This is a genomic window from Flavobacterium sp. 22659, assembly GCF_052044235.1.
GTDB classification, from domain to species: domain Bacteria; phylum Bacteroidota; class Bacteroidia; order Flavobacteriales; family Flavobacteriaceae; genus Flavobacterium; species Flavobacterium johnsoniae.
In genome coordinates, this window is the sequence record NZ_JBQEMU010000003.1 from 262,053 (window position 1) to 284,626 (window position 22,574).

At 34.3% G+C, this 22,574-nt stretch carries 20 protein-coding genes; 3 read left to right on the plus strand and 17 right to left on the minus strand.

The window, feature by feature from the left end; genetic code table 11:
- Positions 1–175: 175 nt before the first annotated feature.
- A complete protein-coding gene (locus ACTJIW_RS04940) occupies positions 176–676 on the plus strand; it encodes a DUF456 domain-containing protein (RefSeq protein ID WP_440714610.1) in 501 nt (166 codons plus the stop codon).
- Positions 677–958: 282 nt separating this feature from the next.
- Positions 959–1,561: a DUF937 domain-containing protein gene (locus ACTJIW_RS04945; RefSeq protein ID WP_044047559.1), complete on the plus strand. Its 603-nt coding sequence runs from the start codon at positions 959–961 to the stop codon at positions 1,559–1,561.
- Between the two features lie 64 nt (positions 1,562–1,625).
- On the opposite strand, the gene ACTJIW_RS04950 is transcribed toward ACTJIW_RS04945, so the two are convergent.
- From ACTJIW_RS04950 to ACTJIW_RS04970, 5 genes are all read right to left on the minus strand, one after another.
- A complete protein-coding gene (locus ACTJIW_RS04950) occupies positions 1,626–2,534 on the minus strand; it encodes a pseudouridine synthase (RefSeq protein ID WP_012023464.1) in 909 nt (302 codons plus the stop codon).
- A gap of 164 nt (positions 2,535–2,698) precedes the next feature.
- Positions 2,699–3,655, minus strand: coding sequence for a geranylgeranylglycerol-phosphate geranylgeranyltransferase (locus ACTJIW_RS04955; RefSeq protein ID WP_012023465.1), 957 nt, complete (start codon positions 3,653–3,655; stop codon positions 2,699–2,701).
- A gap of 61 nt (positions 3,656–3,716) precedes the next feature.
- Entirely contained in the window at positions 3,717–4,307 is a 591-nt protein-coding gene (locus ACTJIW_RS04960) for a DUF502 domain-containing protein (RefSeq protein ID WP_440714609.1), read from the minus strand.
- Positions 4,308–4,371: 64 nt separating this feature from the next.
- The gene (locus ACTJIW_RS04965) at positions 4,372–5,310 is read right to left on the minus strand and encodes a mevalonate kinase family protein (RefSeq protein ID WP_440714608.1); all 939 of its coding nucleotides are present in this window, start codon (positions 5,308–5,310) and stop codon (positions 4,372–4,374) included.
- 50 nt (positions 5,311–5,360) lie between these two features.
- On the minus strand, positions 5,361–6,461 hold the full coding sequence (locus ACTJIW_RS04970; RefSeq protein ID WP_440714607.1) for a diphosphomevalonate/mevalonate 3,5-bisphosphate decarboxylase family protein: 1,101 nt from the start codon (positions 6,459–6,461) through the stop codon (positions 5,361–5,363).
- A gap of 147 nt (positions 6,462–6,608) precedes the next feature.
- On the opposite strand from ACTJIW_RS04970, the gene ACTJIW_RS04975 reads away from it, so the two are divergent.
- The gene (locus ACTJIW_RS04975) at positions 6,609–7,085 is read left to right on the plus strand and encodes a TspO/MBR family protein (RefSeq protein ID WP_012023470.1); all 477 of its coding nucleotides are present in this window, start codon (positions 6,609–6,611) and stop codon (positions 7,083–7,085) included.
- On the opposite strand, the gene ACTJIW_RS04980 is transcribed toward ACTJIW_RS04975, so the two are convergent.
- The 12 genes from ACTJIW_RS04980 to ACTJIW_RS05035 all read right to left on the minus strand — a co-directional run bounded on the left by ACTJIW_RS04980 (position 7,007) and on the right by ACTJIW_RS05035 (position 22,474).
- Positions 7,007–7,741 carry an MBL fold metallo-hydrolase gene (locus ACTJIW_RS04980; RefSeq protein WP_440714606.1) on the minus strand — a complete coding sequence of 245 codons (735 nt, stop codon included), beginning with the start codon at positions 7,739–7,741 and terminating at the stop codon, positions 7,007–7,009. The genes ACTJIW_RS04975 and ACTJIW_RS04980 overlap by 79 nt on opposite strands.
- A 60-nt stretch (positions 7,742–7,801) precedes the next feature.
- Complete coding sequence (locus ACTJIW_RS04985; protein WP_440714605.1) at positions 7,802–8,374, minus strand: Crp/Fnr family transcriptional regulator; 573 nt, start codon at positions 8,372–8,374, stop codon at positions 7,802–7,804.
- The gene (locus ACTJIW_RS04990) at positions 8,371–9,024 is read right to left on the minus strand and encodes an HAD family hydrolase (protein WP_440714604.1); all 654 of its coding nucleotides are present in this window, start codon (positions 9,022–9,024) and stop codon (positions 8,371–8,373) included. The genes ACTJIW_RS04985 and ACTJIW_RS04990 overlap by 4 nt, the downstream gene beginning before the upstream one ends.
- 6 nt (positions 9,025–9,030) lie before the next feature.
- The gene (locus ACTJIW_RS04995) at positions 9,031–10,239 is read right to left on the minus strand and encodes an NAD(P)/FAD-dependent oxidoreductase (RefSeq protein WP_440714603.1); all 1,209 of its coding nucleotides are present in this window, start codon (positions 10,237–10,239) and stop codon (positions 9,031–9,033) included.
- Between the two features lie 110 nt (positions 10,240–10,349).
- A complete protein-coding gene (locus ACTJIW_RS05000; protein WP_440714602.1) occupies positions 10,350–11,027 on the minus strand; it encodes a glycerophosphodiester phosphodiesterase in 678 nt (225 codons plus the stop codon).
- A 190-nt stretch (positions 11,028–11,217) separates the two neighbouring features.
- Positions 11,218–12,879, minus strand: a complete 1,662-nt coding sequence (locus ACTJIW_RS05005) for an alpha-amylase family glycosyl hydrolase (RefSeq protein ID WP_440714601.1) — start codon at positions 12,877–12,879, stop codon at positions 11,218–11,220.
- A gap of 241 nt (positions 12,880–13,120) precedes the next feature.
- A complete protein-coding gene (locus tag ACTJIW_RS05010; protein ID WP_440714600.1) occupies positions 13,121–14,983 on the minus strand; it encodes a glycoside hydrolase family 13 protein in 1,863 nt (620 codons plus the stop codon).
- 12 nt (positions 14,984–14,995) lie between these two features.
- Entirely contained in the window at positions 14,996–15,691 is a 696-nt protein-coding gene (locus tag ACTJIW_RS05015) for a prolyl oligopeptidase family serine peptidase (RefSeq protein WP_440714599.1), read from the minus strand.
- 123 nt (positions 15,692–15,814) lie between these two features.
- Positions 15,815–17,929: a glycoside hydrolase family 97 protein gene (locus ACTJIW_RS05020; RefSeq protein ID WP_440714598.1), complete on the minus strand. Its 2,115-nt coding sequence runs from the start codon at positions 17,927–17,929 to the stop codon at positions 15,815–15,817.
- 27 nt (positions 17,930–17,956) lie between these two features.
- Positions 17,957–20,260 carry a glycoside hydrolase family 65 protein gene (locus ACTJIW_RS05025; RefSeq protein ID WP_440714597.1) on the minus strand — a complete coding sequence of 768 codons (2,304 nt, stop codon included), beginning with the start codon at positions 20,258–20,260 and terminating at the stop codon, positions 17,957–17,959.
- A 44-nt stretch (positions 20,261–20,304) separates the two neighbouring features.
- A complete protein-coding gene (pgmB, locus tag ACTJIW_RS05030; RefSeq protein WP_440714596.1) occupies positions 20,305–20,964 on the minus strand; it encodes a beta-phosphoglucomutase in 660 nt (219 codons plus the stop codon).
- Entirely contained in the window at positions 20,957–22,474 is a 1,518-nt protein-coding gene (locus tag ACTJIW_RS05035) for an MFS transporter (RefSeq protein WP_433814932.1), read from the minus strand. The genes pgmB and ACTJIW_RS05035 overlap by 8 nt, the downstream gene beginning before the upstream one ends.
- Between the last annotated feature and the right edge of the window lie 100 nt (positions 22,475–22,574).

Below are 22,574 nucleotides of genomic sequence, written 5' to 3' on the forward strand. Positions count from 1 at the left end.
AAACTAAAATTTTGTGGTATAAAAATACAATTATTTTCTTGGGGAAACTCGGTCTTTGGGTAATAAAAACGAAAGAAAATAACTCAAAATTGTTTTAAAAGAGATTTTATTGTTTTTTCTTTCTATTTTTATAAGACTCACAAATAAATTGCAGATTGCAAAATTACATAAAAATATGGATTCATTATTGTTGATATTAGGTTTTATATGTATGGTAGTAGGTGTTTTTGGCAGTTTTCTGCCTGTCTTGCCGGGACTTTCCAGCTGTTGGGTTGGTTTGCTGCTGTTGTATTTAACAAAAGCCGTTGATAACAATTACTGGCTTTTAGGAATAACACTTTTGCTTACCATAATAATTACTGTTTTAGATTATATCATTCCGGCAAAAGGAACTAAAAAGTTTGGCGGAAGCTCTTATGGTGTTTGGGGAACAAACATTGGATTAGTAATTGGAATTCTGGCTCCAATTCCGTTTGGGGTAATTATTGGTCCGTTTGCAGGGGCTTTAGTTGGTGAAATGATATATGATTCAACAAACCATAAACGTGCGTTAAAAGCAGCTACAGGATCTCTTCTTGGTTTCCTGGCATCGAGTTTTATAAACTTTGTGTTTTGTATAATATATTTCGGAATTTTCATCCACACAACATGGGAATATCGAAACTTATTATTTTAATTATGTAACAAATAATTAGCTTTTTTCTTATTTTTTAATTTTTTTAAGAAAAATTTGAATTTTTTTAGAAATAAAATTTTCTCTGTTTTGTCTGCGCAGAGGCTATATTTACTGGTATTTGACGTTTTTTATGTTAAAGTGCTCATAATCTACAAAGTAAAATCTTAACTTATTTTTTGGATATGTTAAAATATTTTATATTTTTATCCTGATAAACGATAAAAAGCCCCACTTTATCGATTATTTTGAATAAGTATAAATAATTATTTAAAAGTTATGAGTATGACCCCGAACCTACAAATTGAACTTAGACGTTTTATTTCTTCTAATGTTGTTTCAAAGCTAAACAAGTTTTATTTTGAAAATGATGCACTCCTAATAAAGGGAATTGATGTTTCGATAGGTACGGTTTTAATGGGACTCTATAACAAGGCCGAAGAATCTGGTTTTTACAAAGAGATTGTTTCTCAAATCGAAGACAACTCAAGTTTTTATCAGGAAGTCGATTTTACTTCTGGCAGAATTTTATCAGTCGACGATTGTTATCGCACAGAAGGAAATCCAATATTAAAAGAAATCTTTACCAATAAAAAAGGCAGAATTTCTGAAATGATTTCAAACGAAGTCGGCATCAAAAGCGAAACAGCCCGCGAAATACTTAACTTCTCTGCACTCCTTGTAGTCTCTTATCTTAAAAATAACATTCAGTTACTTGATAGTCTAAAACTCCTTTTAGAAGAACAAAAAAGAGACATTTTAAACAGCATTCAACCCGGAATCAAAATTATCCTTGGCTTTTCATGTTACGAATCTGTTGAAGAAAAAAACCAAAACATCGGAAGATCAATCTTTACACTTTTCGGACATAATTTTTTTAGTTTCTAAGAAATAAAAAATCCCATTTTACAAAGTAAAACAGGATTTATATTCCATTAAATCTTGAGAAGATTTATGCGTTTTTCAAATTAATAACTTCTTGGTCTGTCAAAAATCGCCAGTTACCTCTAGGAAGATTCTTTTTTGTTAAACCTGCAAAAGAAACACGGTCAATACGAAGTACGTTATAGTCGAAGTTTTCAAAAATTGCACGTACAACCTTTACATTTGATGAGCGCAGTTTAAGACCTACTTCACTTTTTGGTTCTTTCTCGATATAGCTTATTTCCTCAACAGATACACGGTGGCCGTCAAGAACTAAACCTTTGCTTATTTTTTCTAAATCTTCAAATTTTAAGTTTTTGTCTAAAGAAACCTGATAGATTTTAGGTGATTTCTGATTTGGTAAACTAAATTTACGAATCATATCAGTATCGTTTGTAAACAACAACAATCCAGTTGTGTTTTTATCCATTCTTCCAATAGGAGCAATTTTTGCATTTGTAGCCGCACGAACAAGTTCCAGAACGTTACGATATTCCTGACCTTCATCAAGAGCAGTCGTAAAGTTTTTAGGTTTGTTTAGTAAAATATATTCCTTCTTTTCCGGAGTCAAAGTAACGCCGTCAAAATTTACAACATCATTTAGTTTTACTAAATATCCCATTTCAGTAACCGGTACACCGTTTACTTTAACATTTCCTGACTGAATATATAAATCGGCATCACGACGCGAACAAACCCCTGAATTTGAGATGTATTTGTTCAAACGAATTTCATCCGAAGCTTTTTGTCTTTTAGCCGGCTGATTTTGCTTTCTAAGTTTTTCTGCTGCTGCTTCCTGAGCTGCTTTAACTTCAGGTTTTACTTTTTTTGGCCCTTGCGCGCGCTTAGCCATAGGAGGTTTTGGCTTGCTGGAGTTTGATCTTGAGCTATTTGGTCTAGATCCGCCTCTTTTATTATTGCCTTCCTTGTTGTTCATAGAATCATTAATTTGTGCAAAGATAGTTTTTTCCTGCTAATAAATCTTAAGTTCAATGTTCTTAGATTGATAGCTTTCAATTTTAAGATAATTAGGAGTGTTAAAACTGGTTTCTTTATGCATTTAGCTGTTAAAAAAACGTTCGTAAATCAGCGGGTTAAATATTAAAATGTAGAAATCAATTGTTTACCATGCCATAAAACACTTGGATTAATCAGAACAATACAAAAAACACCAGAAACAATCAGGAATTTTAAAACGTTATGCAGTAACAAAAACTGTTCTTTTGAATTGGATTTCCAGAGATAAAACAGAAAAAAAATCAAAACAATAAAACACGCATAGAAGTAAATATCCATGTATCCTACATCATAAATGTTTACCAAAATATAAACAGGAATGATGGTTAAAAACGTCAAAACAGTAATAATTTGTTTTGAAACCTTTTCATTATAAGTAATTGGAATTGTATGATAATCATTAGCCAAATCGCCTTTTAAGTTTTCTAAATCTTTTATCATTTCCCGAATCAAAAGCAGTAAAAACAAAAACATGGCATGTGCCGAAATTACCACAAAATGACTGCGGTGATTTTCAATTTCCTCAAACGAAATCGAATTGTAGAAGTAAAGCAAAATCGCAAAAAATGGAATTACAGCCATAAAAGCAGCTGTTAAATTCCCTACAATAGGGTATTTTTTAATTTTATGAGAATAAAACCAAATCAGAAAAATATAAGCAGAAAAGAATAAAAATGCACGCCAGGAAACAATTCCAGCCATTAAAACCGCTAAAAAATTAAGGCTGAAATAAACTGTCAGCTTTGTTTTCTGGCTCACTAATCTGTCCAGCATTGATTTATTTGGACGATTAATTAAATCTTTCTGGCTGTCGTAAAAATTATTGATTATATAACCTGAAGCAATTGTAACTGCCGAAGCAAAAACGATCAAAAACAAATAAAAATCCAATAGAATATCTAAAGCTCTTTTTTCTGGAGCAAGAATAAATATTGCAGATAAGTATTGTGCCAGAATAATAATAGGAATATTATAGCCGCGTACAACAGAGAACAAACTAACAATTTTCATTACTAAAAGTTTGTGCTGTCTGCTTAACATAAATATATTTTGTTGGATTAAATTAAATTTGAAGTTAAAGGATATTTTTGGAATCTAAAATTTAGAACTTGTTTTTTAACAATTCTTTAGAGCCATAGCCCAATTTTCTAATACAAGCCAAAGCTTCTTTCTGGGTAATTTCGATTTCCCGAATGTCTTTTTTTTCTACCAAAACAACTGATCCGCTCCACGGATTTGGAGCATCGGGTATAAAAACGGTAAAGTTGTTTTCGTTAATCTGTTCTATTAAAAATGCAAACTGCCAGCCGGCATCAGTTGGAACCAAAATTACTTTTAGATCTTGCTTTGATTCAAAACCCATAATACTTTCATTCATGCTTTTCATAAACGAATATCCGGGTACAAAGCTTAAAATACCATCTTCTAATTTTTGGATCAGTTTTTTTGCCCTGGCTGTTCGTGCCAGCAAACCAGCAGCAAAACAAATTAAAATGATTATTAATATTCCAATAAGTTCCTGAAGAGCGATTCCTAAAACATGAACTCTGGGCAGGTTATTTACAAGCGGAAGTGTTATTTTTTGAATAATGCCGTACCCTTTTTCAAGAATAATAAGCAGTACAACTAAAGGTGCTAAGAACAGAATTCCTCCTAAAAAAGTTGCTTTAATTATTGTAAAAATACTTTTCATAATAAATAACTTTTTAGGATGAAACTTATAAAAATGTACTCAAATAACTTCGGCTTTTAAATAGTTAGAATTGGTAAACAATTTCTAGTTTATAGTCTTTTAAAGAAACTTTAGCACGTTCTAAATCTTCGGTAAATCCCAGAATATAACCACCTCCGCCAGAACCGCAGAGTTTTAGATAATAATCATTAGTATCAATTCCGTGCTGCCAGATTCCGTGAAATTGTTCTGGAATCATAGGTTTAAAGTTGTTTAAAACTACTTTAGAAAGTTTTTTAGTATTGGTAAATAAAGATTTCATGTCGCCGTGCAGAAAGTTCTCTACGCAGGCATCTGTATATTTTACAAACTGATTTTTAAGCATTGTACGGAAACCTTTGTCTTTTAGGTTTTCCATAAAAATATTAACCATTGGAGCCGTTTCGCCAACAATTCCAGAATCTAATAAAAATACTGCGCCTTTTCCGTCAAAACTTTGAGTTGGAATTCCGGTTGCTTCAATATTGTCTTTTGAATTAATAAGGATTGGAATACTCAAATAACTATTTAACGGATCTAATCCAGAACTTTTTCCATGGAAAAAACTTTCCATTTGAGAAAATATGTTTTTTAACTGTAATAGTTTTTCGCGTGTAAGGTTTTCTAAAACAGTGATTTTGTTAGCTGCATATTTATCATAAATGGCTGCAACAAGTGCTCCGCTGCTTCCAACACCATATCCCTGCGGAATACTAGAATCGAAATACATTCCAGTTTCGACATCGTTTTTAAGAGTTTCTAAATCGAAAGTAACCAATTCCGGCTGCTGAGTCTGTAAAACTTCAAGGTAAGAAGCAAAACTTCTTAAACTTTTGTTAGACGAGATTGCTTCTGCCGAAGGTTCTTCGCTTTTTTTCAAAGCGCCGTTATAAAAATTATAAGGAATAGAAAGTCCTTTAGAGTCACGGATAATTCCGTATTCTCCAAAGAGTAATATTTTTGAGTAAAATAGTGGTCCTTTCATAATTTATTTTATGTCTTTCTAATAAAAAATTTAACTAAAGATACGGAAAATTATAATGCAATCGCGCCCTCTCCAATTTTGTCGCAAATGTATTGACTATTCTGACAAAATACAACTAATTCGTCCTGAATAAATTGAAGTACTTTTTCTTTAACATTTTCAGGATAAAGAACGTGTACATTTGCTCCAGCATCAAGTGTAAAACATACTGGAATCTGGGTTTCGTTTCTGAATTTCCAGATTGCGTTTATGATTTGCAGCGTATTAGGTTTCATCAAAATGAAATAGGGCATAGATGTCATCATCATAGCATGCAGCGTCAATGCTTCACTTTCTACAACTTTTATAAACTCGTTTAAATCTCCGTTTTCAAAAATGACGATTAATTTATCCAGATTTTCATGTGCTTGTGCAAAACGTCTTTCTGCATAAGGATGATTGTGCATTAAATCATGACCGACTGTGCTCGAAACTTGTTTTTCGCCTTTATCAACTAATAAAATGGTATCTTGATAATTCTTGAAGTTTTCGTGAATTGTATACGGAAATTCTACTCCAAATAAGTCGGTGCTTCCTTCAATATTTTCCTGATTCCCCCAAACGACTACATTTCCTTTCACACTTCGGCAGGCACTTCCAGAACCTAATCGAGCAAGAAATGAAGCTTTTTGATAGAAATAATCATCCGTCATTTCTGGATTCAATTTTCTTTCTAAACTCATAAAATTCATCGCCAGCGCAGCCATTCCAGAAGCCGAAGAAGCAATTCCTGAACTGTGCGGAAAAGTGTTCTGAGTGTCAATCGTAAAATGATACTCTTTTAAAAACGGCAGATAAACTTCAACTCTTTCTAAAAACTTTTGAATCTTCGGTTTAAAATCTTCTTTTGGTTTTCCCTCAAAAAGTAAATCAAAAGAAAAACCATTTGTCTCGCTGAGCGGAGTCGAAGCGTCTTTTTTAGAAAAAGCCAATTTGGTAATTGTTTTACAATTGTTCAAAGTAAAACTTACCGAAGGATTTGCTGGAATCTGGTTTTCTTTTTTCCCCCAGTATTTCACTAAGGCAATGTTGCTTGAAGCGCTCCATTCAAAGTTTCCGTTTTCGATCGTTGAAGTATATGGCTTTGGTATAAAATCAGCTGCTGTTAACATGAATTATAAAATTTTGGCAAAGATAGTTTTTAAATTTTTTCACCATATAAGTAATATAAGAAAATATAAATTGTCTTTGCTAAAATGAACTTCCACGTAATGGTTTAATTTTTCTTTTGACTATTTTTGAATTCAAAATTTGATGTCATGAATAAGTTCGTAAAAATCGCCATAGCTTTAGTAATTTGTTTAACAGTAGGGTATTCTGCAGGAGTGGTTACAAAGCCAAGTATTGAAACTTGGTACGTAACGCTTGAAAAGCCAGTTTTTAATCCTCCAAATTGGGTTTTTATGCCAGTTTGGACAGTGATCTACATCTTAATGGCCGTTGCAGCAGCTTTGGTTTGGGATAAAATAAAGCAGCAGACAGAAGAAGTTAAAAAGGCATTGCTTTTTTTTATAATTCAATTGGCATTAAATGCGATTTGGTCTTATTTATTCTTCGGATTAAAAAATCCAATGTTAGCTTTAATTGAAATTGTGCTTTTATGGCTGATGATTTATGAAACGTATTTAAAGTTTATCAAAATTAATAGAACTGCAGGTTATTTACTGATTCCATATTTAGCCTGGGTTGGATTTGCAACAGTTTTAAATGCCAGCATTTGGTGGTTGAATAAGTAGTGAACAAATTTTTCCAATTCCCCATTATTAAATAGAACAGGCCCGTGACCAAAACAAAGTATTTTTGGTTTTAGCGAAGCCAATTTTAGAATGGACTCTCGATTGGTTTCTTTGTCAGCGGTAAACAAATGTGGAGGTTCATGCAAACCGACTTTTGTGGTTAAAAGATTCATATTGGTCATCACATCGCCTACAATTAAAACACCGTCGTTTTCCCTGAAAAAAGAAATATGTCCACATGAATGTCCTGGAGTTTCAATAACCGTGAATCCGCCAATTTGATCGCCTTCTTTTAAGGTTTGAGAAACCGGATGTCCTTTTCCTGCCCAGAAATTCTCCTGAAATTTCGAAATAAAATGATTTGGATTTGGGTATTCTGTAATTACATTTCCGTTTTCTGCAAATGCCTTTTCAGGTTCACTGCATAAAAGTGGAATATTAAAGGTTTCGCAGATTATTTTACTGCTTCCCTGATGATCAGCATGGGCATGCGTCAAGGCGTGTTTGGTAATGGTTTTACCTTTAATTGCTTTTATTATTTTATTGGCAGAAGTTCTAATTCCGGCATCAATTAAAACATCTTCAATTACATAACAATTAATGGCGTTGCGAGGAAATAATGGAATCTGGTAAACGTCTTTGGCAATATTTTTCATTTTCTTGAATTTTATATTGACAAAGATTTGAATTCAGATTCTTAATCCACTTGATAAATGTTAAGAAATGTCCTGACGGATTCTGCTCAACGATTCCGGAGTAATTCCGAGAAAAGAAGCGATATAAATTAAAGGTGTTCGCTGAATTATTTTGGCTGGAGCCGATGTTAAAAAAGTCTGGTACTTTTCTTTTGCCGGAATCATTTGCAGTTTGAGAACACGATCGGCCATACAAAGATAATTCTGCTCTGCTAAAATTCTTCCAACACGTTCCCAATTCGGAATTTCGTTATACAAAAACTGCATTTTTTCGAAAGTAATCGAAAGAACTTCGCAATCTTCAATACACTGAATATTTTCAAAAGAAACGGATTGATTTATAAAACTGGAATATGAAGCGATAAAACCTTCATCACAGCTTAAATACGTAGTAATTTCTTTTCCGTCTTTTAAATAATAAACCCGCGCTAGACCTTCGACAACAAAAAAGATTTTATTGCTGATTTTTCCCATTGAAGAAAGAGATTCTTTAGCGGTAAACTTTTCATATTCAAAACAAGAATCTATCTTTTCGATTTCTTTTTCAGAAAACGAAGCGATTGATAGTATTTGTTTTTCTAATTCAGCATTCACGATTTACATATTTCGATTAATTCTGAAGCATTATTAATAACCGCTTTTGCCCCGCTAGATTTCAATTCATCTTCGGTTCTATAGCCCCAAGTTACTCCCACAGGAAACATATTAGCATTTATAGCCGTTTTCATGTCAATATCAGAATCTCCGACAAAAAGAATTTCTTCGGGTTTTAAATTCCATTTTTTACTGATTTCAATTGCTTCAAACGGATTTGGTTTTTTAAGTTCTTCTGTGCTCAAACCAACCGCTGTGTCAAAGTGATTTGGAAATATTTCTGATGCTATTTTCTTCGTTAATTCGTCGGCTTTGTTGGAGAAAACTGCCATTTTAATGTTTTGCGAAGTCAGGTTTTCTAATAATTCAACAATTCCGTCGTAAGGTTTTGTTTTCAATGTGCAGATTTTTGAGTATTCATCAACCATGCATTCAAAACAACTTTCGATTTCATCATCAGAACTGTTTGAAGCGGGCAAAGCTTTGCTTACCAAATTTCGTAAACCACTTCCGATGAAATATTGGTAAGTATCGTAATTATGTATTGGGTAACTTAGAGCAGTAAGTACTTTATTCATCGCATCTGAGATATCGTGTAATGAATCTACTAGCGTACCGTCTAAATCAAAAATAATTCCTTTAAATTTCATTTTGTATTAAATATTTTGAGCCAGAATAAACCCGCTTGTCCAGGCATTCTGAAAATTAAATCCGCCAGTAATAGCGTCGATATTTACAATTTCGCCAGCAAAATAAAGGTTTTCGTGAATTTTACTTTCCATGGTTTTAAAGTTGATTTCCTTTAAATCGATTCCACCAGCGGTTACAAACTCTTCTTTGAAAGTGCTTTTTCCGTTTACTTTAAATTCAGATTTTGTTAGTTGTGAAGTTAAATTCTGTAATTGAATTTTAGATAAATCTGCCCATTTCGTTTCAGAATCAATTCCCGAAGCGAGAACCAAACTTTCCCATAAACGATTCGGAAAATCAAAAGGAGATTTTTTAGAAACGGCTTTTTTGGCGTGTTCTTGTTTTAAATCTTTCAGGATTTTTTCAGCATCTTCAAAATCAACATCATTTAACCAATTCACGAAAATGGTAAATTGATAATTTTTGTTGTGCAGAATGCGTGCGCCCCAAGCCGAAAGTTTTAAAATCGCTGGACCGCTCATTCCCCAATGCGTGATTAACAAAGGCCCTGTTGACTCGAGTTTAGTGTCTTTTACATTTACGGTAACTTGAGCTGCAACGCCTGGCAATTCCTTAATTCGAGAATCTTTGATGTTGAAAGTAAATAGGGAAGGAACAGGGCTCACAATTGCGTGTCCGTGCTCCTGAAGCATTTCCCAGATTTTAGGATTACTCCCGGTTGCCATTATTAATTTCTCGGCAGTATAATTATCGGTTTGTGTATCAATTTTCCAATGATTTTCTTTTTTGAAAATGGATTGTACACTTTGACCAGTTAGTACTTTGATACCTAATTTTTCAGTTGCTTTTAAGAAGCAATCAATAATGGTTTGCGATGAATTTGAAACCGGAAACATTCTTCCATCTTCTTCGATTTTTAATTCGACACCGTGCTTTTCAAACCATTCGATAGTATCTCCAGAACAAAATTGATGGAAAGGTCCTCGAAGTTCTTTTTCTCCGCGAGGATAAAATTTTACTAATTCGTTGGGTTCAAAACAAGCGTGTGTAACATTGCATCGTCCGCCGCCGGAAACACGGACTTTTGAAAGTACTTCTTTTCCTCTTTCTAAAATAGCAATTTTGAGTTTCGGATTTTTCTCTGCAATATTAATTGCGGTGAAAAAACCTGCAGCGCCTCCGCCAACGATTATTATGTCGAAATTTTTGATCATATTTTTTTGGGTTGCCACTCCCGATAGCTATCGGGATCACGAATTTTTTATTGAACCCTGATGAACTTTGTCAAAGTTTTAAACTTTGACAAAGTTTCTCGTGGCTGATTTTATATTTTGTCTGGATTATCAGAGATAATTCCGTTTACGTTGTAACTTTTTACTTTTTGAATGTCTTCTTCTGTGTTTACCGTCCACGGTAAAACCAGAAATCCTTTTTCCTGAATTTGTTGAACATTTTCTTCATTCAATAAATTAAAATCAGGATGAATGGCTTTTGCTTTTATTTTTTCGGCGAAAGCCAAAGCAGTATCTATATTTTCTTTTGTTAGAACACCAATTGGGATATTCGGGTTTAGGTTTGATGTTTCCTCCAACATATTCCAATCAAAACTTGAAATGATGAAATGATTGTAATTCCAGTTTTTCTCAGAGATATATTTCTCGATTAATGCAACAACTTTAGACGCAGTTCCTAAACCTTTTAATTCGATATTGATCAAACATTTTTTGTCAACCAGATCAAAAACTTCATTTAAAGTTGGGATTTGATATTTGCCATCAATTAAAAATGATTTTAATTCTGCTAAAGTAAAATCATTGACTAAACCTTTTCCGTTTGTGGTTCTGTCTATAGTTTCGTCATGAATTACTATGATATGTTCGTCAGAGCTTAAGTGAACGTCGAGTTCAATTCCGTCAGAATTTAGATTTAAGGCTTTTTGAAAAGCTTGTAAAGTATTTTCAGGTTCGTAGGCTTTGGCGCCTCGATGTGCGATCTTCAGCATCTGTTGTGTGTTTAACCGCAAAGGTCGCAAAGTTTTACGCAATCCCGATAGCTATCGGGAGCAAATATTATAAAAAAAGTTAGCCACAGATTATAAAGATTAGCACAGATTTTTAAAAATCCTTTTAATCCTAATAATCTGTGGCTAAAAACCTTTGCGAACATCGCGTAAATCTTAGCGTTCCTTGCGGTTAAATCATCTCTAATAAAACAATATCAAAATCATTGTCTATAATCACTTTTCCATCTATTACTTCGACTTCTTGATTCGAGTATGTATCTTTTAGTTTTGTACCGTTTGGGAAGACGTCGCCAACAGGAAGTTCTTTTTTTCCTTTAGGTAAATCTACTCCCATAATTACTTTATCTGTAAAAGAGCCTTTTGTAAATGTTCTGGAAAAAGTATAAGGATATGGATTAATAAGTTTGTGAACTCCAGCTCCAACAGCTGGATGGTTTCGTCTAAACTGACCTAATTTCTGCCAGTGTAAAAGTGTTTTTTGTGTTTCAGGATTGTTCTGAATATCCTCCCAATTCATATTAGAACGTAAAGTAGCATCACCTTGAGTTCCTTCAATGACTAAAGATCTTGCAGATTCGTCTCCATAATAAACCTGAGACATTCCAGGAGAAAGCAGTAGTTTATTTGCGGTTTCGATGCTTTTGGTTCTATTGGCATCAAAAGGCTGTCCGTCGTCGTGAGAAGACATATAATTAAGGACAGAATAGCCTTTTAAATCATTGTTAAGTGCATTCGAATATTTAGAAAATAAACCTTCGTAATCGTTTTGAGCTGCATTCCATTTAAACTCAAAATTAATCATGCTGTTGAAACCATTTTGAAAATAATTGACTTTTCGGTCTCCAAAATCATAATCCTGCCCACCGCTGATTCCGTAACCGTAAACCTCGGCAATGGTGTAAAACGGATTCTGATCTAAAACTTGTAAAGGATGATGTTTTTTCCAGGTTTCGAAAGCGTAATCACATTCTTTTTTAAAATCAGCCCAAACGGCTTCTTCAGTGTGTTTTACGGTATCGGCACGGTAGCCGTCAATTCCGAATTCCAGAATGTAATCTGTAAGCCATTTTATGATGTAATATTTCGGAGTTCTTGGGTAACCTGTTCTTTTAAAGAATTCATCCAACGAAGCAATTTCTTTTTCATAACGGCCTTCTTTTTTCCATTTTTCTATTAAAAAAGGAGGGAGCGCTACTTCCTGAGTACTTTCTGTTCTAACATCTGGAAGATTATCAACCAAAGTACACATTGTTGTATTTTGGAACGATTTGTAATCGCAGACAACGCCCGTTCTAACCCAATCTGAAGGCCAAACGGGATCTTCGGGAGTTACTGGTCCTGTATGATTAATAACGCCGTCAAGAATTATTCTGATGCCTTTTTCGTGTGCTTTTTTTACGAGATTACCTAAATCTTCTTTTGTTCCAAAGTTGGGATCTAGAGCCGTCCAGTCTTTTGCCCAATAGCCATGAAAACCGTAACTCAATCCAGTTCCTTCATCAACACCATCATGAATTTGTTCTACAATCGGCGTAAGCCAAATGGCATTGATTCCTAGTTTTTCAAAATATCCTGATTCGATTTTTTTAGTGATTCCGATGATGTCACCGCCTTCAAATCCGCGTAATTTTCCGGGAGTTTTGGTTCGGTTAAAATTGACATCGTTGGAAGTGTCTCCGTTGTAAAAACGATCTGTAAGTAAAAAATAAACATTTGCTCCTTCCCAAACGAAAGGTGTCTTTGAAGTATTATTCATTGTAACTGATTTTGAGCCAGAACAACTCATTATTAAGAATACTAAAGATAGATAAAGGAAAGTGTATTTTTTCATTATTTAAGAGTTTTTTAGATAAACATCATGTTGAAAAAAAATAGCCACAGATTACACAGATTAAAATGATTTTTTTCTTTTGCCACGAATTTCACGAATCTCCATGAATTAATTTATCATATTTAAATTTGTGAAAATTAGTGAAATTCGTGGCAAACAAATCTGTGCTAATCTTTATAATCTGTGGCAAAAAAAATACTGTGAACTTTGCGTTTCTCTTTGCGAACTTCGCGGTTAAGCTTTATTCCAATTCTAAAACCAAAGCCGATTTTGGTTCTAAAGTAATTTCAGAAGCTAAATCGAATGTTTTTCCTGAAATAACATCTTTACCAGATTTAAAGTTTTTGATACTTTCTTTAAAACGATTTGTTTTTACAACCTGTTCTTTTGCATTGTTATTGAAAACTACCATAACCGTTTTATTATCAGTATATCTGAAATATACATACGTGTTATTTTCTGGAATGTAATGCGTCATTTTTCCGAAATGAACCGCTTCGTTTGTTTTTCTCCAGTTGAATAATTTCGAACTAAAATCAAAGTAAGCAGCTTGTTCTGCCGTTCTTCCTTCTTTGGTGAAAGCGTTATTTTTATCTCCAGCCCATCCGCCTGGGAAATCCTGACGAATATCGGCATCTCCGCCTTTGCCTTTATCTCCGCCCATTCCGATTTCTGAACCGTAATAAATTTGCGGAATTCCGCGAACTGTTGCCAATAAAGTCATTGCCAGTTTGTATTTTGGTAAATCATATTTGAACTTTTCGTTCATACGATCTGTGTCATGATTTTCGGAAAAAACCAAAATATTATTGGTATTTGGATATAAAAAATCCATTGCAAAATTGTTGTAGAATTTAATCAATCCGCTATCCCAGTTTGGTTCATCTTCACTGAAAGCAGAAGTGATTTGACTCTGAAGCGTAAAATCCATTACAGATGGAAGGTTTGAATTGTAGTTTTCAATAGCGCCAATTTTACTGTCTTTTTGCCAAAAAGCTAAATTCGCTTGATTGTGCATCCAGATTTCACCTACAATATTAAAGTTCGGATATTCATCTGTAATAGATTTTGCCCAATTTGCCATGGCAGTTTTATCTGAATAGTTGTAAGTGTCTACTCTAAATCCATCAAGATTAGCAAATTCAATCCACCAAATAGCGTTTTGAGTTAAGTATTTTGCCACTAATGGATTTCTAAGATTCAAATCCGGCATTGAAGGTACAAACCAGCCGTCAACACAAACTTCCTGATCTATTTTTGAAGCGTGAATATCGGTTATTACCTCTCGTCTGTGGTGCGTTTGCATGAAAGTTTCAAATTGATTGAACCATGTTTTGGTTGGAATATCTTTCATCATCCAATGTGTAATTCCCCAGTGATTGGTCACATAATCCATAACCAGTTTCATGTTCTTTTTGTGCATTTCTGCCGATAAACGAGCATAATCGTCATTCGTTCCGTAACGCGGATCGATTTTGTAAACATCAGATTGTCCGTAAGTATGATACGAATGTTGTTTGTCGTTGTCTTCGCATAAAGGCGTGCTCCAGATTGTAGTTGCGCCAAGAGACGAAATATAATCTAAGTTTTTGATGATTCCTTCGATATCTCCACCGTGGCGTCCGCTTGGATCTTGACGGTTTCCTTTTTCAGTTAAAGAAGCATCGCTGTCGTTTTTTGGATTTCCGTTAGCAAAACGATCCGGCATGATTAGGTAAATTAGATCAGATGCATCATAACTTTTTCTTTCTGCCGAATTCGCTCTTCTTTCTTTTAGAGCATATTTTTGTTTAAAGGCAACTTTGTTGTTGTTTTTGAACGAGAAAACCAGTTCAGAAGCTTTTACGTCTTTCGTATCAATAGTTACGAAAAGGTAATTTGGGTTTTCTGTTTTTTCTACATTTTTAATCGCAACATTATTAGAGACCGAAGCTTCGTATTGTGAAATATTTTTTCCGTAGAACATAATCTGTAGTTCCGAATTTTTCATTCCTGCGTACCAAAATGGCGGTTCTACTTTTTGGATTTGCGCTTTCGCGGAAGCAGAAAACAACAAAACCAATAGGGCTAATTTATAGATAAGTGATGTTTTTTGGTTTTTCATAGTTTGTATTTTTTATTTCTTCTGTTCAAGCATCCATTTATAAATTTCAGGCTTTGTTTCATATAAATACTGAATTTCATGCCCTTCATTTTCTAAACGAGTAAACTTGAAGTTGTTTTTGGTTTTACAAGATTCAAGACCTTTTGCAATTCTTTCCGTTTCACTAAATGGAATTTTATCATCGGCTGTGCCATGAAAAGCCCAAATAGGAATTTTACTGAGATTGCAGACTCTTGTTGTATCGCTGTCGTTAATTCCGCCACAAAGTGCTACAATGGCAGCAAATTTGTCGGGAAAGTCCAAAGCTGTTATATATGCTCCGTAACCGCCCATGCTAATTCCAGTTATGTAAATTCTGCTTTTATCGATTTTATATTTTGCTTCTAAATCGGCAAATAATGTTTCGAACCAATTTTCTGTCGACCAGTATTTATTGTCTGGACATTGAGGCGATGCAATTATAAAATCAAAATTTTGTCCTTTTTCGACTAAATAAGGTAAACCGTATGTTTTGAGCTTATTTAAATCATTTCCTTTTTGTCCTCCTCCATGAAGATAAATTACAAGTGGATATTTTTTATTTTCTTTTGAATAGTCTTTTGGCAGGTATAATAAATAATCATATTTCGCTGCCACTTTCTGTTGAGAGTAGCCGTTAAGAGTCAAAAGTGTTATTAAAATAATTAAAAAGCTTGATTTGTAATTCATTTAAATCGGATTTAAGTAGGATTATGATTTATGCCTAACAGATTTTGAAACCTGTTAGGATAAGCTTTTTTCAATTTAAAAAAAAGACAAGTAATCTTGGGGTTAATTACTTGTCTTTAAAAATTATTTGTTTTCAATAATGCTTATCGCATAACCTCCTCCTGGAGCAGAAAACTGAGATAATTTTGATTTGTTTGTTACAGCAATTTTCTTGATTGTATAAGCCTGCGGATTAGTTTTGTAATGCGCATCTTTTGCATCAGCATAAATTGTTGCTGTGTATTTTTTTCCTTTTTCAAGGAAGCTGAAATCGATGTTTGAAGTACGAGGGGTTTCTCCGTTTACGTTTCCAACGAACCAGTTGTTTGTTCCTTTTGCTTTACGGGCAACGGTAATAAAATCTCCTGGCTCAGCCTCAATATATTTACTTTCTGACCAATCTACAGCCACATCTTTAATGAATTGGAATGCATCTGGAAAACGGTTGTAGTTTTCTGGAGTATCAGCAGCCATTTGCAATGGGCTGTACATAGTAACGTATAATGCTAATTGGTTTGCAATTGTACTGTTTACATGCGATTTGTTGTCCGGATTCATTTTGCTGATATCCATTTCAAAGATTCCAGGAGTATAATCCATTGGACCTCCAATTAAACGTGTAAATGGTAATACTGTAACGTGATTTGGTTTAGAACCTCCAAATGCTTGGTATTCCGTTCCTCTTGCTGCTTCGTTTCCAATTAAATTAGGATACGTTCTTGCAATTCCTGTCGGGCGAACTGCTTCGTGAGCGTTCACCATAATTTTATAATCTGCTGCTTTTTCGATAGCATATTGGTAGTGATTTACAATCCATTGGCTGTAGTGATTTTCACCTCTTGGCAAAATATCACCTACATAACCGCTTTTTACAGCATCATACCCGTTATCGTTCATGAATTTGTAAGCAGCATCCATGTGGCGCTCGTAGTTACGAACAGATCCTGAAGTTTCGTGATGCATGATGATTTTTACACCTTTAGATTTTGCATATTCGTGAAGACCTTTTACATCAAAATCCGGGTAAGGCGTTAAGAAATCAAAAACATAATCTTTAGAATGTCCAAACCAGTCTTCCCAGCCTTCATTCCATCCTTCAACTAAAACGGCGTCAAAACCATTTGCAGCAGCAAAATCAATGTATTTTTTTACGTTAGCATTGTTTGCTCCGTGAGTTCCATTTGGTTTTGCTTTCGCAAAATCAGTAACACCTAATTGTACTGTTGGGTAATCATTAGTATATGACCAAGAGCTTTTTCCTGTAATCATTTCCCACCAAACACCAACGTATTTTACTGGTTTAATCCAAGAAGTATTTTCAATTTTTGATGGATCGTTTAGGTTATAAGTCATTTTTGAAGCTAAGATTTCTCTAGCATCATCGCTCACGATAATCGTTCTCCAAGGCGAATGATTTGGCGCCTGCATGTGCCCTTTATCTCCTTTTGCATCTGGCGTTAACCAAGATTCGAAAACTAAGTTTTTATCATCTAAATTCAAATGCATACAAGAATAGTCGATCAAAGCCGCTTCGTGTAAGTTGATGTAGATTCCATCAGCAGTTTTTAACATCAAAGAAGTCTGAACTCCTGTTGGTGAAAAAGATTTTTGAGAAACGTTTGCTGTATATGCTTTTTCAGATAAACCTCTAATTTCAGATAATTTCGATTTTGTGTAATCGTATTCCTGAGTGTCATAATCTCCTGGAATCCAGAAAGCGGTATGATCTCCAGTCATAGCAAATTGAGATCTTTCTTCTTTAATTACGAAATAAGTAAGATTCTTTTGCGCTGGAAATTCATATCTAAATCCAAGTCCGTCGTCGAATAAACGGAAACGGATTACGATTTGTCTGTCTGTTCCTTTTTGGTTTAAAGTAACAGCCAATTCATTATAATGGTTTCTGATGTGATCTACTTCTCCCCAAACCGGTTTCCAAGTTTCGTCAAAAGTGGAAGTTTTTGTATCAGTAATTGTGAAGTCGTTAAATAAAGATTTTTTATCATCTTTAAGTTCAAGACCTAGTTTACTGGTTTTTACAACTTCTTTGTTTTTGTATTTTAAATTGTACGTTGGAGTTCCGTCGTTTTGAAGAGAAAATTCCATTACGAACTTTCCTTCGGGTGATTTTAACTGCTGCGCTTTTGCAACCGTGCTAAACGCAAACAAAATTAAACTTGCGAAAAATAAGTTTTTCATGTTTTTTAGATTTTAGAGTATTGTAATTTAATTTATTTGTACAAATTTACTTGCAATTTCAGGTTTTCCGTTAACAATAATAGTTAAATCTTGATCGCCGTCTACAGTAAAAGTTGTTTCGTTGTGATTTACAGCTACTTTTAAAATTTGGTTTCGGAAATTAATTTTAAAAGAGTAACCTTTCCATTCTTTTGGAATTTTTGGAGAGAAATGAAGCTGGTCATTTTTAACACGCATTCCTCCAAAACCTTCTACAATGCTCATCCAAGTTCCCGCCATCGACGTGATATGACAGCCTTCTTCTACTTCTTTATTATAGTCATCCAAATCCAAACGAGAAGTTCTTAAATAAAATGTATATGCCATGTCCATTTTATCTAAAGCTGCTGCCTGAATCGAGTGCACGCAAGGCGAAAGCGAACTTTCGTGAACAGTAAACGATTCGTAAAACTCAAAATTGCGTTTTAATTCGTCCTTTGAGAAATGATCTTCGAAGAAATAGAAACCTTGCAGAACATCAGCTTGTTTGATGTAAGGTGAACGCAACACACGATCCCAAGACCATTTTTGGTTAATTGGACGCTGTGATTTATCTAAATCTTTTACAGGAACTAAATCTTTGTCTAAGAAACCGTCTTGCTGTAAATAGATTCCAAGTTCTTTTGAAATTGGGAAGTACATATCATCTGCTACTTTCTTCCATTCTTTAATTTCTTCAGATGAAAGATTTACTTTGTCTAAAATGCGTTTGTGATCAGCAGGATATTCTGAAGCTACTTTTTCAATTTGTTCTGCAGCAAAATCGATACACCATTTTGCAATATAATTGGTGTAGAAATTATTGTTGATGTTGTTTTCGTATTCGTTTGGCCCTGTAACACCAAGAATTACATATTGATTTTTATCTTTTGAGAAAGAAGCTCTTTGGTGCCAAAAACGAGCAATCCCAATTAAAACTTCTAAACCTTTTTCAGGAATATAAGAGTAATCTCCGGTGTAACGGTAATAGTTATAAATCGCAAAAGCAATCGCTCCATTTCTGTGGATTTCTTCGTGTGTGATTTCCCATTCGTTGTGGCATTCTTCACCATTCATGGTCACCATTGGGTATAATGCAGCACCGTTTTTGAAACCTAAATTATCTTTAGCGTTTTCAATCGCTTTGTCTAATTGATTGTAACGATATGTCAATAAGTTTCTCGCAACCTGCTGGTCTTTTGTTGCCATGTAAAATGGAATACAATAAGCCTCAGTGTCCCAATACGTTGATCCGCCGTATTTTTCTCCTGTAAAACCTTTTGGACCAATATTTAAACGAGAATCTTTTCCTGAATACGTTTGGTTTAATTGGAAGATGTTGAAACGAATTCCCTGTTGCGCTTTTACATCGCCTTCAATAGTAATATCTGACATTTCCCAAACTTTTGCCCAAGCCTCAATTTGATTTTGAAGCAAAGCATCATATCCTAAATTAATTGCAGATTTGATTACTTTTTCGGCTCCAGCCAAAGTATTTTCATGGTTTAAAGAAACGGTATATCCACCAATTTTTTGAATTGATGAGGTTTGTCCTTTTGCAATTATAGTTCCGTAAGTATACTGAACTTTATCTGTTGTTGAATCGATTGTTGATGGCGAAACATTGATATTTTCTCCATTTGCCAAAATCGTATTGTGCATGAAAGTTGTAACCTTAAAATGCGTTTTAAACGTTTGAGCGGTTACAAAAGCTTCGTTTGTGCCTTTTTTAACTTCAAGCGGTTCCCAGAATTTTTCTTCCCAGTTTGCATCTTCATTGGTTACACCAGCGTCAATATAAGGTTTGTAAACGATTTTTGCATCTTTGTTTAAAGGTGTAATATCGTATTTAATGATTCCGGCTTCGTCTAAATCTAATGAAAGAAAACGACGAACGTTTACAGCGATTTCGGTTCCGTTTTTAAGGACAGCTTCAAAAGAACGATTGTACCAACCTTCTTTCATATTCAATTCTCTGCGGAAGTTTCTAACTTCGGTACAGCTGTTTAAATCAAGATTTTCTTCGTTGATTTCAATGTCAATTCCAATCCAGTTTGGGGCGTTTAGTACTTTGGCAAAATATTTCGGATAACCGTTTTTCCACCAGCCCACTTTTGTTTTGTCCGGATAATAGATTCCAGCAATATAACTTCCTTGAAAAGTTTCTGCTGAATAGGTTTCTTCAAAATTGGCGCGTTGTCCCATAGCACCGTTCCCGATACTAAAAAGACTTTCAGACGATTTTACTCTCTCGGCATCAAATCCTTCTTCTATAATTGACCAATTGTCTGGTTTTATATAATCTTGGTTCATTTGTTTTTAAAGTGTTTTTGTGATTGATTGATTTATGATTGATTTTATTTTGTGATTAATGATTCGATAAAGGTTTCATCTATGAAAGTGAAATCTTTAAAAATGAAATCAGCCTCATGCAAAATTGTTTCCTCACCAATTCCCACACTTACCATTTCTGCAATATTTGCTGCCTGAATTCCGGCAACAGAATCTTCAAATACAATTGAGTCTTTAGGATCAATATGTAATAATTGAGCCGCTTTTAAGAAAACTTCAGGGTCTGGTTTTGCATTGGTAACGTCATTTCCGTCAACAATAACATCGAAGTAAGACAGAACTCCTGTTTTTTCTAAAATTGGTCTTGCATTTTTACTGGCAGAACCTAATGCAATTCCCTGTTTTTTATCTTTTAATAGTTTTAGAATTTTTAAAACTCCTGGAAGAACCTCACTTTCATCCATGTCAACTAAATAAGATAAATAATCTTCGTTTTTTTGAATCAGCCATTTGTCTTTGTCTTCCTGAGAAGCCTCTACATTTCCTAATCCAAGTATAATGTCTAAAGAACGAACGCGGCTTACGCCTTTTAAAAGTTCGTTATCTTCATGTGTAAAATTTATATGTAATGACTGAGCGATTTTTTGCCAAGCCAAAAAGTGATATTTAGCAGTATCGACGATTACTCCGTCAAGGTCGAATATGAATGCTTTTTTATTATTCATGGATTTCAATTTTAGTTTTACTATTTACTCTAAGAGTCAATAATCCTGCGAAAATCATTGATACACCTCCAATTATTAGAGCGTAAATAGGTTCATTATGAAAGAATTGTTTGATTACAAAACCTAATATCGTAGCGGCTACGATTTGAGGAATTACTACGAAAAAGTTAAAAACTCCCATATAATAACCCATTTTTGCAGCAGGCAGAGCACCAGATAACATGGCATAAGGCATTGATAAAATACTTGCCCATGCAATACCAACTCCAAGCATTGGAAGGATAAGCATTTGTTTATCGCCAATAAAATAAACAGAAATTAAACCAACACCTCCTGCACATAATGCCAATAAGTGTGTTGCTCTAACGCCTACTTTTTTTGCAATAACTGGTAATAAGAAAGCAACTGCAGCGGCAATTCCGTTATAAACTGTAAATAATACCGAAACCCAGTCGGCGGCATCATTGTAGATTTTTGAAGTTGTGTCTGTAGTGCCAAAAATATGCTGTGTAACTGCTTGAGTTGTATAAATCCACATTGAGAAAAGCGCAAACCAAGAGAAAAATTGAACCCAGGCTAATTTTTGCATCGTTTTTGGCATATTCAACAAATCAGTCATGATTATGGTAAAACCATTCTGAACTTTTTTTGTTCGTAACTGCGATGCAATTACAAATAAAACACCCATAAAAATTAGACCAACAAATAGAATATAAAGTTCTTTTGCCAGATTGTTTTCGAAGATTAAAAATGAAATTAAAGCTCCGATACCAGCAAACAATAGCCCTAAAAGCAATTGTTTTTTTGTAGAAACGCCAGATTCTGTTTCAGAATTTGATAGGTCTTCAGAGTCTTTTTTGCTGTTAGCTTCAAAAGCATGAAGTTCTTCCGGAGTATATTCGGTTGATTTAAAAACGGTCCATAAAACAGAAAGCAGAAAAACGATTCCGCCAATATAAAATGACCATTTTACGGCATCAGGAATTATTCCTTTTGGAGCAACATTGCTGACATCAAAAACATTTGTGAATAGATAAGGTAAAATAGAACCTACAACGGCACCGGTACCAATAAAGAAACTCTGCATTACAAAACCTAATGCGCGCTGCTCGTCTGGTAAATTATCTCCGACAAAAGCACGGAAAGGCTCCATTGAAACATTTATCGAGGCATCCATTATCCATAAAGTTCCTGCAGCAATCCATAAAGTTGGAGAGTTGGGCATTACAAACAAAGCCAATGAAGACAAAATAGCGCCAATTAAAAAATAAGGACGACGTCTTCCTAAACGAGTCCATGTTCTGTCACTGAAATAACCAATTACAGGCTGAATTATTAATCCTGAAACAGGAGCCGCAATCCATAAAATTGGAATTTTGTCAATTTCTGCACCAAGGGTTTCAAAAATTCTTGAAGTATTTGCGTTTTGCAGTGCAAAACCAAATTGTATTCCTAAGAAACCGAAACTCATATTCCAGATTTCCCAGAAACTTAATTTACGCTTTTCCATTATCGTAATTTGAAAATTATACGATAAGCGCTTTGCTTATCAAAACTTTGTTCTTTTCGAAGTAAAACTAAAAGCCTTGATGGGCGTAAAAGTATAAATT